A 16,629-nucleotide genomic window follows, 5' to 3' on the forward strand; every position below is an offset into this window, starting at 1 on the left:
CAGCCCCGATTCCACGCGCTTGAGCGCGTCCATGATCTGGCTGTCCGTGAATCTCGATTTCTTCATTCCGTAGAACTCCCTCAACAAGAAAATTCTACTTCTGATCACACCGGTTTTTCGGGGGGATTACCGGATGAAAGCGCAATCGAGCGCTGAACTTCGCAAACCGAGCGGGAAGGTGCGCTGCGATCCAGGACTTGATCGTTTGCCGTCGACGCTGCTTGTCTACAAGCGGATGCAACTTGATTGATAGGTCGCCGACGAAACGCACTGGGGATTCAACATAAAGCGTGTACGGCCGAATGAAGCGACAGCGACTGCAACGGCAGAGAAATGGCCGTGCCGCGCCGCGTCGACGAATCATTCGTGGCAGACGGTGCTTACAACGCGGTCGTGATGGCGTCTCGAACCTGTTCGCTCAATCGCGGCTCGCGCCGCGCTCGGCGGCCGAAAGGTGGTAACGCCAAGTGGACCGCGAACGCATGGCAGACGTGATTGCGCTTGTTGTCGCGCTGGGTGACAGCGGACGAAATCACGTATCGGAAGCGGAGTTTCTTCTCCGGGAAAATTCCGGGCTCGGACGAACGGTACTGTCTGGCGCGACATCGTCCCGATCCCCGGCGAGCGCCTTATCGTGACGCGAGCAAACCGGGAGGGCGGGGAATCGTCCTACAGCGGTAATGCGGTCAGGTGAAGTGCCTCAGAAGCGTCGCGCAGAAAGTGACAACCGCTGCATGGCGGTTGCGCCCACGCTTCTACAATCCGTCGACATCGGTCTTCACGACCGCATGATTCTTCACCGCGCAGCGCGCGTGTCACGCATGGACCGCAAGCACCGGAAACACCGGCCCGGCACTGGCCGCGCCCTGCGCAAGCGGCGCAACCTGCTTGCGCCGCTCCCTCGTCGGCGCGACGCCGAATGCGTCGCGATAGCTCTTGCTGAAGTGGCAAGCCGACTGGAAGCCGCAGGCCATCGTGATGTGCATGATCGACATGTCGGTCTGCAGCAGCAGCTCGCGCGCGCGGCGCAGCCGCAGCGTCAGGTAGTAGTGAGTGGGCGTCATGCCGAGATGTTCGCGGAACAGGCGCTGCAGTTGCCGCTGCGACATGTTCGCGAGCCGCGCGAGCTCCTCGCGCGACAGCGGTTCCTCGATGTTGTTCTCCATCAGCGAGATCACTTCGAACAGCGACTTGTTCGCGGAGCCGAGGCGCGCGACGAGCGGCATGCGTTGCTGCGCGCTCGTATCGCGCACGTGTTCGACGATGAACTGCTCGGCGATCTGCGTGACGCGCGCGGTGCCCACGCGCGCGGCGATCAGGTTCAGCATCATGTCGAGCGGCGCGACGCCGCCCGTGCACGTGATGCGGTCGCGGTCGATCACGAACAGTTCCTTCAGGAAGCGCGTGTCCGGAAACTCTTCCTTCAGTGCCGACATGTTCTCCCAGTGGATCGCGCACGCGTAGCCCGCAAGCAGACCCGATTTCGCGAGCGCATAGGTGCCCGTGCACAGGCTGCCGAGCGGGATGCCTGCGCGCGCGAAGCGGCGCAGCGTCGACAGATGGGCGGGCGTGGTCGCGCGCTGCACGTCGACGCCGCCGCACACGAACACGATGTCGGGCTGCCCGACGCATTCGGCCGGACCGGTATCGACCGTCAGGCCGTTGCTTGCGGTGACCGGGCCGCCATCCGGGCTGATGATCGACCAGCGGTAGAGCGGCTGGCCGCTCAGGTAGTTCGCCATCCGAAGCACCTCGATCGCATTGGTGAACGCGATCATCGTGAAGTTCGGTAATGGCATGAACGCGAAGTGGGACAGCGACGCTGTGCGGTCGGGCGACATGGGGAGCGTTCCTTGAATCTCTAATAGCTTTTCGCCCGGGGGGCACGGGTCGGGCTGCGGTATTGTGTGAGCCAGCGCAACAAGCGTGCCATACGGCTAAACCCTAGCTCCATACGTTGTCTGGCTGAAAGCCGCATGTTGCACTGCACCGAATTCGTGATGCGCTGCACCCCGACCGGGCGACAATCGCACCGCCGGCGTGCCTGTTCATAGGTGAACTGCCGGGGGCCGTTTGCTGGGCCATCTAAAAAAGCACGACCGGTTACTTGTATAAAACGGACGTGCATGGCGGAAAAGGCAAAGAACGCGTCTAAATTCATCAATCCGCCGAAAATCCGAACGACAAGAATAGAGCCGTCGGCAGCCTTGTACGGGACGAGCGGGAAACCCAGGCAGGGCGGGCCTTGAGCTTCGGTTTCAGCCCCTTATTCTTCGTCACGGACGCACTATGTCGAACACCCAGCCTTTCTTCTCGCAGCCCCTTGCCGAGCGCGACGCGCCGGTGCGCAGCGCCATCCTGAAGGAACTCGAGCGCCAGCAGTCGCAGGTCGAACTGATCGCGTCGGAAAACATCGTGTCGCGCGCCGTGCTCGAGGCGCAGGGCTCGGTGCTGACCAACAAGTACGCGGAAGGCTATCCCGGCAAGCGCTACTACGGCGGCTGCGAGTTCGCGGATGAAGTCGAGGCGCTGGCGATCGAGCGCGTGAAGCAGATCTTCAACGCCGGCTATGCGAACGTGCAGCCGCACTCGGGCGCGCAGGCGAACGGCTCGGTGATGCTCGCGCTGGCCAAACCGGGCGACACGGTGCTGGGCATGTCGCTCGACGCGGGCGGCCACCTGACGCACGGCGCGAAGCCGGCGCTGTCGGGCAAGTGGTTCAACGCGGTTCAGTACGGCGTGAACCGCGACACGATGCTGATCGACTACGACCAGGTCGAAGCACTGGCGCACGAGCACAAGCCGAATCTGATCATCGCCGGCTTCTCGGCGTACCCGCGTGCGCTCGACTTCGCGCGCTTCCGTGCGATCGCCGACAGCGTCGGCGCGAAGCTGATGGTCGACATGGCGCACATCGCCGGCGTGATCGCCGCGGGCCGCCATGCGAATCCGGTCGAGCATGCGCACGTCGTCACGTCGACCACTCACAAGACGCTGCGCGGCCCGCGCGGCGGCTTCGTGCTGACCAACGACGAGGAGATCGCGAAGAAGATCAACTCGGCCGTGTTCCCCGGCCTGCAGGGCGGCCCGCTGATGCACGTGATCGCCGGCAAGGCCGTCGCGTTCGGCGAAGTGCTGCATGCGGACTTCAAGACCTACATCGACAACGTGCTCGCGAACGCGCAGGCGCTTGGCGAAGTGCTGAAGGCGGGCGGCGTCGATCTCGTCACGGGCGGCACCGACAACCACCTGCTGCTGGTCGACCTGCGCCCGAAGGGCCTGAAGGGCGCGCCGGTCGAACAGGCGCTGGAGCGTGCGGGCATCACCTGCAACAAGAACGGTATTCCGTTCGACACCGAGAAGCCGACCGTCACGTCGGGCATCCGCCTCGGCACGCCGGCCGGCACGACGCGCGGCTTTGGCGTCGCGGAGTTCCGCGAGGTGGGCCGCCTGATCCTGGAAGTGTTCGATGCGCTGCGCGCGAACCCGGAAGGCGACCCGGCGACCGAACAGCGTGTGCGCCGCGAGATCTTCGCATTGTGCGAACGCTTCCCGATCTATTGATCCCACCGACCCGACAATACTGGAGCAACACATGAGCACGCTGCATCAAGACAGCATCATCATCGACGGGCTGAACATCTCGAAGTTCGAGAAGCCGGTGTTCGAAGACATGCGCAAGGGCGGCATCACGGCCGCGAACTGCACGGTGTCGGTGTGGGAGAACTTCACGAAGACCGTCGACAACATCGGCGTGATGAAGAAGAAGATCCGCGACAACAGCGAACTGCTGACGCTGGTGCGCACGACGGAAGACATCTTCCGCGCGAAGAAGGAAGACAAGACGGGCGTGATCCTCGGTTTCCAGAACGCGCACGCGTTCGAGGACAACCTCGGCTACATCGAGGCGTTCCACGACATGGGCGTGCGCGTCGTGCAACTCTGCTACAACACGCAGAACCTGGTCGGCACCGGTTGCTACGAGCGCGACGGCGGGCTGTCGGACTTCGGCCGCGAAGTGATCACCGAGATGAACCGTGTGGGCATCATGGTCGACCTGTCGCACGTGGGCGGCAACACGTCGTCGGAAGCGATCGCGTTCTCGAAGAAGCCGGTGTGCTATTCGCACTGCCTGCCGTCGGGCCTGAAAGAGCATCCGCGCAACAAGAGCGACGAACAGCTGAAGGAGATCGCCGATGCGGGCGGCTTCGTCGGCGTGACGATGTTCGCGCCGTTCCTCAAGCGCGGGATCGAGGCGAACATCGACGACTACATCGAGGCGATCGACTACGTCGTGAACCTGATCGGCGAGGATGCGGTCGGCATCGGCACGGATTTCACGCAGGATTTCGCGAAGGAATTCTTCGACATGCTGACGCATGACAAGGGCCGCTATCGCCAGCTGACGAACTTCGGCAAGGTGATCAACCCGGACGGCATCCGCACGATCGGCGAATTCCCGAACCTGACGGCCGCGATGGAACGCCACGGCTGGAAGGAGTCGCGCATCCGCAAGATCATGGGCGAGAACTGGGTGCGCGTGTTCAAGGACGTGTGGGGCGCATAAGCGCCGCGAACGCCGAACCGCCGCCAGCGATTCAACATTACAAGAAATCGGGACGTGCCCGCGCAAGCCGCGCGGGCACGCGGACGATGTCGCGCCTGCGCGCCGAGACGCGCGGCCAATTTCCTCACGGAGTCACCACGATGCAACCGCAACTGCCGATCGACGTCGATCCCGATACCGGCGTCTGGACCACCGACGCGCTGCCGATGCTGTACGTGCCGCGTCACTTCTTCACGAACAACCACGTCGCCGTCGAGGAAGCGCTCGGCGTCGAAGCGTATGCCGAGATTCTCTACAAGGCCGGCTACAAGTCCGCGTACCACTGGTGCGACAAGGAAGCGAAGCTGCACGGCCTGACCGGCATGGCCGTGTTCGAGCATTACCTGAAGCGCCTGTCGCAGCGCGGTTGGGGCCTGTTCTCGATCATCGAGGCCGATCCCGCCGGCGCGCGCGCCAGGATCGAGTTGCGCCACTCGTCGTTCGTGCTTCAGCAGCCGGGGAAGGAAGGCAAGCTCTGCTACATGTTCGCGGGCTGGTTCGCCGGCGCGATGGACTGGGTCAACGACACGACGCCGGAAGGCAAGGGCGCGCCGCGCGCGCAATCGAAGGAAGTGCAGTGCGCGGCCGAGCATCACGACCACTGCGTCTTCGAAGTGTCGCCGATCGCGCACTGATGCACTGATTCACCGCTACACCACAACACCCGCAACACGAGACATTCGAACGCCAGAGGTCGCCAGCGATGCGTTATCCCCACCTGTTCAAACCCATGCAGCTGAACCAGCTGACGCTGCGCAACCGGATCGTCAGCACCGCGCATGCGGAGGTGTATGCCGAGCCGGGCGGCCTGCCGGGCGACCGCTATATCCGCTACTACGAAGAAAAGGCGAAGGGCGGCGTGGGCCTCGCGATCTGCGGCGGGTCGAGCCCGGTGTCGATCGACAGCCCGCAGGGCTGGTGGAAATCGGTGAACCTGTCGACCGACAAGATCATCGATCCGCTCACGCGCCTCGCCGACACGATGCACAAGCACGGCGCGAAGATCATGATCCAGGCGACCCACATGGGCCGTCGCTCGTCGTTCCACGGCGAGCACTGGCCGCACCTGATGTCGCCGTCGGGCGTGCGTGAACCGGTGCACCGCGGCAACGCGAAGATCATCGAGATCGAGGAAATCCGCCGCATCATCGGCGATTTCGCGGCGGCCGCGAAGCGCGTGAAAGCGGCCGGCATGGACGGCATCGAAATCTCGGCCGCGCACCAGCACCTGATCGACCAGTTCTGGAGCAAGCGTTCGAACCACCGCACCGACGAATGGGGCGGCAGCCTGGAGAACCGGCTGCGCTTCGGCATCGAGGTGCTGACGGCCGTGCGCGAGGCGGTCGGCAAGGATTTCTGCGTCGGCCTGCGCATGTGCGGCGACGAGTTCCACGAGGACGGCCTCGATCACGAAGCGCTGAAGGAAATCGCGCAGGCGATGTCGGAGACGGGCCTGATCGACTACCTGAGCGTGGTCGGCTCGGGGGGCGACACGCACAACACGATCGCCAACTGCATGCCGCCGATGGCACTGCCGCCGGAGCCGTTCGTGCACCTCGCGGCGGGCATCAAGTCGGTCGTGAAGATTCCGGTGATGCACGCGCAGAGCATTCGCGATGCGGGCCAGGCCGAGCGCCTGCTCGCGACCGGCATGATCGACCTGGTCGGCATGACGCGCGCGCAGATCGCCGATCCGCACATGGTGATCAAGATCCGCGACGGCCGCGAGGATGAAATCAAGCAGTGCGTCGGCGCGAACTACTGCATCGACCGCCAGTACAACGGCCTCGACGTGCTGTGCATCCAGAACGCGGCGACCTCGCGCGAAGCGACGATGCCGCACATCATCGAGAAGTCGCGCGGCCCGAAGCGCAAGGTGGTGGTGGTCGGCGCCGGCCCCGCGGGCCTCGAGGCGGCGCGTGTCGCGAAGCTGCGCGGCCACGACGTGGTGCTGTTCGAGAAGAACGCCGAAGTGGGTGGCCAGGTGATGATCGCCGCGAAGGCGCCGCAGCGCGAACAGATGTCGGGGATCATCCGCTGGTTCGACATGGAAACGAAGCGCCTGGGCGTGGACCGCCGCCTCGGCGTGGCCGCCGACGAGAAGACGATCATGGCCGAGAAGCCGGACATCGTCGTGCTCGCGACGGGCGGTTCGAGCTTCACGTGGCAGGTGCCGGGCTGGGGCGTGGCCGAGGGGCTGGCCGTCAGCTCGTGGGACATCCTGACCGGCAAGGTCGAGCCGAAGCAGAACGTGCTGCTGTTCGACGGCGTGAGCACGCATGCGGGCGCCGGCGTGGCCGACTTCATGGCGAGCCGCGGCTCGAAGGTCGAGGTCGTCACGCCGGACGTGAAGGTGGCCGACGATTGCGGCGGCACGACGTTCCCGATCTTCTATCGCCGCCTGTACGCATTCGGCGTGATCCCGACGCCGAACACGATGCTCGATCGCGTCTATGAAGAGGACGGCAAGCTGATCGCCGTGCTGCGCAACGAGTACACGGAAGAACTGGAAGAACGCGCGGTCGACCAGGTGGTGATCGAGAACGGCTCGTCGCCGAACGACGAGCTGTACTGGAAGCTCAAGCCGGAATCGGTGAACCGCGGCCAGATCGATCCGCACACGCTGTTCGCGGCCGAGCCGCAGCCGTGCCTGTCGGAAGAACTCGGCAACGGCCGTTTCCTGCTGTTTCGTGTCGGCGATTGCATCTCGATGCACAACGTCCACGGCGCGATCTACGACTCGCTGCGTCTCGTGAAGGATTTCTAAACGATGAATCCGTCCTTCCTCATTACCGCGCTGTTGTGGCTGTCGGTGGCGGGGCTCGCGTTCGCGGTCGCGAAGCGCTCGTCCTACTGGCGTCTCGGCCGGGCCACCGCGCCCGGCACGTTTGGCGTCGCGAACCTGTTCGCGATCCCGAAGCGCTACTTCGTCGACCTGCACCATGTGGTCGCCCGTGATCCGTATATCGCGAAGACGCACGTCGCGACGGCGGGCGGCGCGATCGGCGCACTCGCGCTGGTGTTCGTCAACTACGGCCTCGCGATCTATTCGCCGTGGCTCGACAAGCTGATCTTCCTGGCGGCGCTCGCGATGCTGGTCGGCGCGGTGTTCGTGTGGCGCCGGCGTGCGGCCAGGGATGTGCCGGCCCGCCTGTCGCGCGGCCCGTGGAATACGCTGCCCTGGCTGCTCGGCTCGTTCGCGCTCGGCCTCGTGCTGTTCATGCTGGTGCCGACCGGCGCGATGTCGGGTGCGTTCGCGGTGCTCTGCGCAGTGCTGATCGGTGTCGGTGCATTCACGATGACGGTCGGCGCTGCCAAGGGCGGCCCGATGAAGCATGCGATCGCCGGCCTGCTGCACCTGGCATTCCACCCGCGCCAGGAGCGCTTCGCGGCCACCCGCGAATCGTTCACGGGCAACGGCACGGCCACGCCGCCGACCGCGCTGAAACTGCCGGACATCGAGCATCAGGAGTACGGCGTCGAGAAGCCGGTGGAATTCCGCTGGAACCAGCTGCTGAGCTTCGACGCATGCGTGCAGTGCGGCAAGTGTGAAGCCGCGTGCCCCGCGTTCGCGTCGGGCCAGCCGTTGAACCCGAAGAAGCTGATCCAGGATCTCGTCGTCGGGATGGCGGGCGGCACCGACGCGGCGTACGCGGGCAGCCCGTCGCCGGGCCTCGCGGTCGGCCAGCATCGCGGCGAGCCGAACGGCCGGATCGTGTCGGGCCTGATTGAAGAGCAGACGCTGTGGTCGTGCACGACCTGCCGCGCGTGCGTGCAGGAATGCCCGATGCTGATCGAGCACGTCGACGCGATCGTCGACATGCGCCGCAACCGCACGCTCGTGCATGGCTCGGTGCCGGGCAAGGGCCAGGAAGTGCTCGCGAACCTGCGCGAGACGGGCACGATGGGCGGCTACGACACGGCTGCGCGCTACGACTGGTCGGTCGACCTGAGCGCGCCCGTCGCGCAGCCCGGCAAGCCGGTCGACGTGCTGTTCGTCGCGGGCGAAGGCGCGTTCGACATGCGCTACCAGCGCACGCTGCGCGCGTTCGTCAAGGTGCTGAACAAGGCGGGCGTCGACTATGCGGTGCTCGGCTCGACCGAAACCGATACGGGCGACGTTGCACGCCGGCTCGGCGACGAAGCAACGTTCCAGCAGATGGCGAAGCGCCTGATCGGCACGCTCGGCACGCTGTCGTACCGGCAGATCGTGACGGCCGATCCGCACGTGATGCACAGCCTGCGCAACGAATACCGCGCGCTCGGGCTGCGCGTGACGGTCAAGCACCACACGACCTACCTCGCCGAACTGGCCGACAGCGGCAAGATCGCGCCGAAGGCCGTCGAAGCGCTGCGCGAGAAGCGCACCACGTATCACGACCCGTGCTATCTCGGCCGCTACAACGGCGAGACGGAAGCGCCGCGCAAGCTGCTGAAGACGATCGGCATCCAGGTCGTCGAGATGGAGCGCAACGGCATGCGCGGCCGCTGCTGCGGTGGTGGCGGCGGCGCGCCGCTGACCGACATCCCTGGCAAGCAGCGCATTCCCGACATCCGCATCGCGGACGCACGCACGATCGGTGCGGACGTGGTCGCGGTGGCCTGCCCGAACTGCACGGCGATGCTCGAAGGTGTCGTGGGCCCGCGCCCCGACGTGCTCGACGTGGCCGAACTCGTCGCCGCCTCGCTGGAGTGAATCGATGAATACGATCAAACGAATCGATCCGCGCCGGCCGTTCATCATCACGGCCGCCGGCCTGAAGCGCATCACGCTCGGCGAGGAAGGCAGCGCCGATGCGAACGCCGTGCACGGGTTCGCGCATGGTCATGGCGCAGCGGCTGCGAAGCCGCGCCGCGCGGTGCAGGATCCGAAGCACGTGATGCTGGTGGTCGCGCACAGTGAACGTGGCGCGCTCGACGATCATTCGCGGCAGGCGATCGCTGCCGCCGCATTGCTCGCCGATGCGCAGACCGAAGTCGCGCTGCTCGCGTTCGGCGAGCTGAAGGACGACGTGGCCGAACTGGGCGTCGACAAGCTGCTTGAACTCGCCGGTTTCGACCGGCGCGCGTTCGATCCTGAAAGCGAATTGCAAGCGCTGCAGGCCTGCGTTGCCGCACTCGCACCGAAACACGTGTTCGCGCCCGACAACGCGACGGGCGACGGCGATCTCGGCCGGCGTTACGCGGCGGCCGCCGGCGCGAGCGTCGCGACGCACGTCGTCGAGATCGACGCGAAGCATGTCGGCGCGTATGCGCAGGCCGGGCGCGCGTTTGCCACCCGTGCGCTGCCCGACGTGATCCTGCTCGCGCAGAACGCGGTCGACGCGAAGCTGCCGTTCGTCGGCGCGGGCGAACGCCTGGCCGCCGACTTCATCCGTCCGGCGCATGACGCCGCGCAGCCGTACCGCGATCTCGGTCTCGACGAGATCGACGCGGCCCAGGTCGCGCTCGAGGAAGCCGATTTCATCGTGTCGGCCGGCAACGGCGTGTCCGACATCGGCGCGTTCGAGCGGCTGGCCGGCGCGTTCGGCGCGGCGATCGGCGCGAGCCGCGTCGCGGTCGACAACGGCCACTTCACGCGCGACAAGCAGGTCGGTGCGACCGGCAAGACGGTCGAGGCGAGCGTGTACATCGCGTTCGGCATCTCGGGCGCGGTGCAGCACCTGCAGGGGATCAAGGATTGCCGTCACGTGATCGCCGTGAACCTCGACGGCAGTGCGCCGATCGCGAAGCGCGCGAACCTGACGGTCGTCGGCGACGCGCAGGGCACGATCGCCGCGCTGATCGAACAGGTGCAGGCCGCGCGCGCCGCGCGTGGCGAATCGCCGGCCGCGGTCGGCACCCGTGAACCGGAAGGAGTTGCCGCATGAACGCCCCCCGCCCGTTGCAACGCATTGCGGTGCTCGTGTCCGTCGGCTGCCATCCGGTCAGCGGCGTCGCGCGCTATAGCCGCAACGACGCCGCCGCGCTCGAAACCGGCCGTCAGCTCGCGGAGCGGCATCGCGCGCAGCTCGACGTGATCCATGCGGGCGACCCCGCGAATGCGGCGCTTGCCGAATATCTGGCGCTCGGCGCACGAGAGGTCGAGGTGCTGGCCTGCCGAGACGGCGACGATGCCGTGCATGCGCTCGCCACACGCGTCGAAGACTACGACCTCGTGCTGACCGGCACGCGCGCCGAAGGCGCGTACGACACCGGCATGCTGCCGTATCGCGTCGCCGCGACGCTCGGCTATCCGCTGGTCGGCTCGGCCGTCGACGTGACGGTCGAAGGCGGCCGCGTGGCCGTCCGGCAATTCTTGCCGAAAGGACTGCGGCGGCGCGTCGACGCGGCGCTGCCGGCCGTCGTCGCCGTTCATCCGCTCGCCAATGCCGAGCCGCGCTATGCGTATGCGCGACTGCGTGCCGGCGCGATCCGGCCGGCGCTTGCGGCACCCGGCACGGACGCCGACGCGGCCGCGTGGACGGTCGGCCCGGTCGAGCGTAAACCCGTAAAACTGGTCGCCGCCGAGAAGCGCTCCGGGCATGCCCGGATGCTGTCCGCGACGACGACCGAGAGTCGTGGCGGCAACGTCGTAAATGAAGGGAGTTCGGTCGAAAAAGCACAAGTGATCCTCGCGTATTTGCGCGAGCATCAGCTCATCGACTACTGATTTTGATGCCTGTCGGCAAGAACCCAGGGATGCAAGGAATCCGGAGCAAACGATGAAAGTATCGGCAGACATTCGTGCATTGATCGAGCGGCGCAAGGAAGGGTACAGCCTCGAAGCGCCGTTCTACACGAGCGAGGACATCTTCGCGCTCGACATGGAGGCGATTTTCCGCCAGCACTGGATCCAGGTGGCGATCGAGCCGGACATTCCGGAGCCGGGCGACTACGTGACCGTGGAACTGGGGAGCGATTCGATCCTGATCGTGCGCGACGACGACATGGCGATCCGCGCGTTCCACAACGTGTGCCGTCACCGCGGCGCGCGCCTGTGCAACGAAGACAAGGGCTCGGTCGGCAACATCGTGTGCCCGTACCACAGCTGGACCTACAACCTGACGGGCCAGCTGATGTTCGCCGAGCACATGGGCGAGAAGTTCGACCGCTGCAAGCACAGTCTGAAGTCGGTGCACGTCGAGAACCTGGCGGGCCTGATCTTCATCTGCCTCGCCGACGAGCCGCCCGCCGACTTCGCGCAGCTGCGCGCCGAGATGGAGCCGTACCTGCTGCCGCACGATCTGCCGAACACGAAGATCGCCGCGCAGATCGACATCATCGAGGAAGGCAACTGGAAGCTCACGATGGAGAACAACCGCGAGTGCTATCACTGCGTCGCGAACCATCCGGAGCTCACCATCTCGCTGTACGAATACGGCTTCGGCTACCAGCGTTCCGACGCCAACGCCGAAGGCATGGACGCGTTCGCGGAAACATGCGTGCGGCGCGGCAAGGAGTGGGCCGAAATGGGCCTGCCGTCCGCCGAGATCGAGAAGCTGCTCGACGTGACGGGTTTCCGTACGCAGCGCCTGCCGCTCGATCGCCATGGCGAATCGCAGACGCTCGATGCGAAGGTCGCGTCGAAGAAGCTGCTCGGCGGTTTCGACAAGGCCGATCTCGGCGGGCTGTCGTTCTGGACGCAGCCGAACTCGTGGCATCACTTCATGAGCGATCACATCGTGACGTTCTCGGTGATCCCGCTGTCGGCCGGCAAGACGCTCGTGCGCACGAAGTGGCTCGTGAACAAGGATGCGAAGGAAGGCATCGACTACGACGTGAAGAACCTCACGGCCGTGTGGAACGCGACCAACGACCAGGATCGCGCGCTCGTCGAATTCTCGCAGCGCGGCGCGACCAGCAGCGCGTACGAGCCGGGCCCGTATTCGCCGTACACGGAAGGTCTCGTCGAAAAATTCTCGGCCTGGTACATCGGCCGGCTCGCCGAAAAAACCGGCGCGTAGTCGTCAGCGGAACAGCAAGCGGAGTTACACATGATGCGAGATGCGGCCCAATTCGAGCCGGTGGACAGCCGGGTCACGCGCCCGGCGTTCTGGAACGCCCTTCCCGAGCGCTGGACGAGCGACGTCGAGGAAACGCTGGTGTGCTGCCACGTGCGGCAGGAAACGCACGACGTGAAGAGTTTCTTCTTCCGTTCGCCTCAGGGCCGCTCGTTCTCGTTCGAACCCGGGCAGTTCCTGACGCTCGAGCTCGACATCGACGGCGAGACGATCAACCGCTGCTACACGATCTCGTCGTCGCCCGCGCGGCCGCACACGGTGTCGATCACGGTCAAGCGCGTGCCGGGCGGCAAGGTGTCGAACTGGCTGCACGACAACCTGCAGCCGGGCGCATCGGTGCGCGTGCTCGGCCCGGCCGGCGAATTCACCTGCGCGCGGCATCCGGCGCGCAAGTACCTGTTCCTGTCGGCCGGCTCGGGCGTCACGCCGCTGATGTCGATGAGCCGCGCGCACCATGATCTCGCCGAGGATCGCGACATCCTGTTCGTGCACAGCGCGCGCACGCCGGACGACATCATCTTCGCGCGTGAGCTCGACCTGATCGCGTCGAACCACACGAATTTCCGCACGTCGTTCGTCGTCGAGCGCGTCGGCGCGCGCACCAACTGGCCGGGCGTCACGGGCTTCCTGACGCTGCCGCTGCTGAAGCTGATCGCACCGGATTTCATGGAGCGCGAAATCTTCACGTGCGGCCCCGCGCCGTACATGAAGGCCGTGCGCGACCTGCTCGACGAAGCCGGCTTCGATCGCAAGCAGTATCACGAGGAGAGCTTCTCGTTCGAAACGCTCGCGCAGACCGCGAGCGACGAGCTGCTCGCCGATCTCGCGCCGCCGGCCGAAGGTACGGACACCGGCACGAAGCAGTACACGGTCAGCTTCGCAAAGAGCAATCGCGAGATTTCATGCGGCTCGGAGCAGCACGTGCTGGATGCGGCGCGCCAGTCGGGCGTGCGGCTGCCGGCCTCGTGCACGCAGGGCATGTGCGGCACCTGCAAGGTGAAGCTCATGTCGGGGCAGGTTGATATGAAGCACAACGGCGGCATCCGCCAGCGCGAGATCGACCAGGGGATGGTGCTGCTGTGCTGCAGCAAGCCGCTGTCCGATCTCGTGATCGACAAGTAGTCGAATCGCGCCATCGGCTGTCCGGGCGCGTCGCGTCCGGACAAGCATCCGTCGGAAAACAACGATACCGCGGATTTGTGGTTGAAGAACCTAGAGAGGCAACGCGCGCAGGCGCATATCAAGGAGATCGACCATGAAGCTGTTCGGAAACGTGCTGTGTGCCGGCGCACTGTCGGCAATGATGGCGCTGAGCGCGTCGGCGCTCGCCGATACGAAGCCCACGCTGAAGATCGGTTACGTCGAAGGCTGGGACGATAGCGTGGCGACGTCGAACGTCGCGGCGCGCGTGATCGAGAAGAAGCTCGGTTACCAGGTTCAGCTCGTGCCGGTGGCCGCCGGGATCATGTGGCAGGGCGTTGCGCGCGGCGATCTCGATGCAACGCTGTCCGCGTGGCTGCCGGTCACGCACGGCTCGTACTGGGACGAGTACAAGGCCAAGGTCGTCGACCTCGGTGCCAATTTTCCCGATGCGAAGATCGGCCTGATCGTGCCCGCGTACGTGAAGGCGAAGAGCATCGACGACCTGAACGCGGAGAAGGGCAGCTTCGGCGGCCGGATCGTCGGCATCGATGCCGGCGCCGGCGTGATGCGCAAGACCGACGACGCGATCAAGAGCTACGGGCTGAACTACACGCTGATGCCGAGCTCGGGCAGCGCGATGACGGCCGAACTGTCGCGTTCGGTCAATGCGAACAAGCCGGTCATCGTGACGGGCTGGGCGCCGCACTGGATGTTCGCGAAGTGGAAGCTGCGCTTCCTCGACGATCCGAAGAAAGTGTTCGGCGGTGCGGAGCACGTGGACAGCGTCGTGAATCCGGGGCTCGAAACGAAGGCGAAGCCGGTTGTCGCATTCCTGAAGAAATTCCAGTGGAAGCCGGGTGAAATCGACAGCGTGATGCTGGCGATCCAGAACGGCTCGAAGCCCGACGCGGCCGCCGATGCATGGATTGCGGCGCACGCGGATCGCGTGAATGCGTGGACGGAAGGCGTGCAATAAGCTGCGACGATACGACGCAATAAAACAACGACGAGACAGTCCGGGATTGATCTGAAGGATGCCGAAATAATCGCACTGCGATGCGGTCATATCCCGGAATTATTTTTTTGATTCTGCAGAAAACCCCGTAAATTGTTACACTACGGCCCTTGTGCGGAATCATCTGCTTTGCATCGGACCAGAGTCAGCGCTGAAGCGCTCACGCTGATCGAGAGGAGGAATTGGATGAGTCAGGCAGGACTGCGTGCGAACAGCACCAGTGACGTGGAAGCAACCATCTCACATGATTCGACAGGCCACACGCTGCATCGTGGCCTGACTTGGAAAGACGCTTTTTGGGTGACGAGCGGCGTGCCGGCAGGCGTGCTGTTCACGATCGGTGGCGTATGCGCGACGATCGGCCAGCCCGCGTGGGCGATCTGGATCGCCGCGATCACGATGGGGCTGATTCAAAGCGCGACTTATGCGGAAATATCCGGGCTATTTCCCCATAAATCGGGCGGCGCGTCGGTGTACGGCGCGATTGGCTGGGTTCGTTACAGCAAGCTGATTGCCCCGGTTTCCGTGTGGTGCAACTGGCTCGCGTGGTCGCCGATGCTCGCGCTCGGCTGCGGCCTCGCGGCGAGCTATGCGCTCACGAGTCTCTTTCCCGCCGACGCGGCGGTGCTGCACTGGCAGCTCAAGGTTGCGGATCTCGGGTTCATCAAGCCGGGTCTATCCCTGCGGATCAATGCGACGTTCATCATCGCGACGATCCTGCTTCTCATTACCTTCAAGCTTCAGCACAGCGGTGCATCGAAGGCTGCGCGCACGCAGCGCATTCTCGGCATCGCGTCGCTCACGCCACTGTTGATCGTCGGCATCGTGCCGTTCGTCTTCGGCGACGTGCCGATGTCGAACCTGCTCCCGCTGCTGCCGCTCGGTCACGACGCGCACGGCAATCTCACGGCCGCGACGTTCGGTTCGTGGAACGGCCAGGGCGTCACGATGGCGCTCGGCGCGATGTTCATGGCCGGTTGGGCGTCGTACGGCTTCGAGACGGCCGTCTGCTACACGCGCGAATTCCGCGATCCGCGCCGCGACACCGCTAAGGCGATCTTCTGGTCGGGCGCGCTCTGTCTCGTCGTGATGACGCTCGTGCCGCTGGCGTTCCAGGGTGCGCTCGGCACGCAGGCGATGCTCGATCCGGCGATCGGCGACGGCACCGGCGTCGCGGCCGCGATGGCGAAGATCGTCGGCGGCGGTGCGTGGGTCGCGAATGCGGTCGTCGTGATGCTGATGCTGTCGATCCTGCTGATCGTGATGACGTCGATGATGGGCTCGTCGCGCACGCTGTACCAGGCATCGGTGGACGGCTGGCTGCCGAAGTACCTGTCGCACGTGAACGAGCACGGCTCGCCCACGCGCGCGATGTGGACCGATCTCGGCTTCAACCTCGTGTTGCTGATGATGTCGGACTACATGACGGTGCTGTCGATCTCGAACGTCTGCTACATGCTGTTCGTATTCCTGAATCTTCAGTCGGGCTGGATCCACCGGATGGATCGCGGCAACTGGGATCGGCCGTTCCGCTGCCCGACGTGGCTGCTCGTCGGCGGCGCGATCTGCGGCTACGCGAACCTCGTCTATGTCGGCGCGGGTGCGAACCTGCAGGGCGAAGGCACGCTGCGCAACGGGCTGATCGCGATGCTGCTGATCGTGCCGGTGTTCCTCTATCGTCATTACTGGCAGGATCGCGGCCGGTTCCCGGCGCAGATGCAGCGCGACATGGAGCTCGAGGTGCCGAAGCGCGCGATGTGGCTGAACCTGATGCCTTACGCGGCGCTGATCGGCGCGGGGTTGACGATCTGGCTGTCGCATTACTTTGCCTGGGTGAAGTGACGCGCCAGGCCGTGTAACGG

Annotated in this window: 12 protein-coding genes; 11 read left to right on the forward strand and 1 reads right to left on the reverse strand. The window is 65.2% G+C overall.

From position 1 onward, the window contains the following. Positions 1–815: 815 nt before the first annotated feature. Positions 816–1,841: a GlxA family transcriptional regulator gene (locus HWX36_RS16450; RefSeq protein ID WP_175953107.1), complete on the reverse strand. Its 1,026-nt coding sequence runs from the start codon at positions 1,839–1,841 to the stop codon at positions 816–818. A gap of 448 nt (positions 1,842–2,289) precedes the next feature. On the opposite strand from HWX36_RS16450, the gene HWX36_RS16455 reads away from it, so the two are divergent. From HWX36_RS16455 to HWX36_RS16505, 11 genes are all read left to right on the forward strand, one after another. Next, positions 2,290–3,564 (forward strand): serine hydroxymethyltransferase, encoded by a 1,275-nt coding sequence (locus HWX36_RS16455; RefSeq protein ID WP_175953108.1) that lies wholly within the window; start codon positions 2,290–2,292, stop codon positions 3,562–3,564. Between the two features lie 31 nt (positions 3,565–3,595). Then, a complete protein-coding gene (locus HWX36_RS16460; RefSeq protein WP_175953109.1) occupies positions 3,596–4,567 on the forward strand; it encodes a dipeptidase in 972 nt (323 codons plus the stop codon). A 140-nt stretch (positions 4,568–4,707) separates the two neighbouring features. Then, positions 4,708–5,241, forward strand: coding sequence for a DUF5943 domain-containing protein (locus tag HWX36_RS16465; RefSeq protein ID WP_175953110.1), 534 nt, complete (start codon positions 4,708–4,710; stop codon positions 5,239–5,241). Positions 5,242–5,309: 68 nt separating this feature from the next. Continuing rightward, positions 5,310–7,373, forward strand: coding sequence for an NADH:flavin oxidoreductase (locus tag HWX36_RS16470; RefSeq protein ID WP_175953111.1), 2,064 nt, complete (start codon positions 5,310–5,312; stop codon positions 7,371–7,373). A 3-nt stretch (positions 7,374–7,376) separates the two neighbouring features. After that, a complete protein-coding gene (locus HWX36_RS16475) occupies positions 7,377–9,302 on the forward strand; it encodes a (Fe-S)-binding protein (RefSeq protein ID WP_175953112.1) in 1,926 nt (641 codons plus the stop codon). 4 nt (positions 9,303–9,306) lie between these two features. Next, a complete protein-coding gene (locus HWX36_RS16480; protein WP_175953113.1) occupies positions 9,307–10,476 on the forward strand; it encodes an electron transfer flavoprotein subunit alpha/FixB family protein in 1,170 nt (389 codons plus the stop codon). After that, positions 10,473–11,258 carry an electron transfer flavoprotein subunit beta/FixA family protein gene (locus HWX36_RS16485; protein WP_175953114.1) on the forward strand — a complete coding sequence of 262 codons (786 nt, stop codon included), beginning with the start codon at positions 10,473–10,475 and terminating at the stop codon, positions 11,256–11,258. The genes HWX36_RS16480 and HWX36_RS16485 overlap by 4 nt, the downstream gene beginning before the upstream one ends. A gap of 52 nt (positions 11,259–11,310) precedes the next feature. Beyond that, a complete protein-coding gene (locus tag HWX36_RS16490) occupies positions 11,311–12,552 on the forward strand; it encodes an aromatic ring-hydroxylating dioxygenase subunit alpha (RefSeq protein ID WP_175953115.1) in 1,242 nt (413 codons plus the stop codon). A gap of 30 nt (positions 12,553–12,582) precedes the next feature. Next, the gene (locus HWX36_RS16495; RefSeq protein WP_175953116.1) at positions 12,583–13,731 is read left to right on the forward strand and encodes a hybrid-cluster NAD(P)-dependent oxidoreductase; all 1,149 of its coding nucleotides are present in this window, start codon (positions 12,583–12,585) and stop codon (positions 13,729–13,731) included. A gap of 133 nt (positions 13,732–13,864) precedes the next feature. Continuing rightward, positions 13,865–14,728: a glycine betaine ABC transporter substrate-binding protein gene (locus HWX36_RS16500; RefSeq protein WP_175953117.1), complete on the forward strand. Its 864-nt coding sequence runs from the start codon at positions 13,865–13,867 to the stop codon at positions 14,726–14,728. A gap of 225 nt (positions 14,729–14,953) precedes the next feature. Further along, positions 14,954–16,609 carry an APC family permease gene (locus HWX36_RS16505; RefSeq protein ID WP_175953118.1) on the forward strand — a complete coding sequence of 552 codons (1,656 nt, stop codon included), beginning with the start codon at positions 14,954–14,956 and terminating at the stop codon, positions 16,607–16,609. Positions 16,610–16,629 lie beyond the last annotated feature (20 nt).

The sequence above is a fragment of the Burkholderia sp. BCC0405 genome (assembly GCF_902833075.1).
GTDB lineage: Bacteria > Pseudomonadota > Gammaproteobacteria > Burkholderiales > Burkholderiaceae > Burkholderia.